The 997-nt window shown below is 65.2% G+C and carries 2 protein-coding genes; both read right to left on the reverse strand.

Features of this window, described 5'->3' with window-relative positions; all coding sequences use genetic code 11:
* Nucleotides 1–470, reverse strand: a 470-nt coding sequence (locus tag JNK74_28145; GenBank protein ID MBL7650061.1) for a hypothetical protein, incomplete at its 3' end; no start/stop codon positions are given.
* A 35-nt stretch (nucleotides 471–505) separates the two neighbouring features.
* The gene (locus JNK74_28150; GenBank protein ID MBL7650062.1) at nucleotides 506–976 is read right to left on the reverse strand and encodes a hypothetical protein; all 471 of its coding nucleotides are present in this window, start codon (nucleotides 974–976) and stop codon (nucleotides 506–508) included.
* Nucleotides 977–997 lie beyond the last annotated feature (21 nt).

Genomic DNA, 997 nt, shown 5'->3' on the forward strand with positions numbered 1-997 from the left:
TGCTGGAGCTCCTGCACGTACTGTGCGCCCTTGAAAGGCAGGGTCGTGAAACTGCTCTTGGTGATCTTCAAGTCTTCGAACACGACCATGCGGTCGACCCGATCGACCTGCGTGCGGGCCTGCGCCCAGACCACGCCGAAGGTCTCCGTCTTCGCGCCGGTCGCTTTGAGCGCGATGGCGGAGCGGAACTTGATCACGTTGCCGTCCCAGCTCGTGATCTGCGGCTGATAGGCGAGCACGTTCGCGTTGCTCAACGTCAAGGGTCGGGGCCAGGGGTCGGGAGATGGCTGCGTCGGCTGGGCGGGAGTGCCGGCCACTGCGGCAGATGGAGCGCCCGGGGCGGGCAGGGATTCCAGTCCGGGCGGCGGCGTGGCCCCCTGCCGGTGCGCGCAAGACGAGGCGCCCATGAGGATGATCGCGGCCCAGAGGGCAAGCGCAGCGCCCGGGCGAATGACTTGTCGTTGGACCATGTTCTGCTCTTCCCTCTTCCCTCTTCCCTCTTCCCTCAATAATACCCGCGGCGACGCCATGTGCGACGTTCCGCCCCGTTCGCCAACAACTGTGGCGGCACGCCGACGAGGTCGATGAAGAGCGAAACCACCCCCCCTTTCGCCGGCACGTCGCCTTGCAGGATGGTGGCGCCGTAGGTGAGGTCATCGCCTTTCAACACCGGATCGCGCAGCTCCATGACCAGGTCCACGGCGTCGCCCTGTCCCAGGAACGACAACGTCGCATGTGGCGCATCCGCCAGGAAGCTCTCCTTGCCATCCTTCCAGAACGGGACGAACGCCCGCGTCGACATATGCCCGGTCACGCGCTCCGGGCGGTCGGCGAAAAACAAGGTCGTAGCACCCACCCCTTTGAGCGTGAGTCTGCCGTTGTCGTAGGTTGCGCTCTTCGCGCTCTGGACGAAAATGTAAACCGGCTTCTTCACCGGCTGTTCTGCGGGGATCTGCGCCTCTTGGGCAAACCCGATGCCGGGCCCCACCAAGGCAAG

The organism is Candidatus Hydrogenedentota bacterium, from assembly GCA_016791475.1.
Taxonomy (GTDB): domain Bacteria; phylum Hydrogenedentota; class Hydrogenedentia; order Hydrogenedentales; family JAEUWI01; genus JAEUWI01.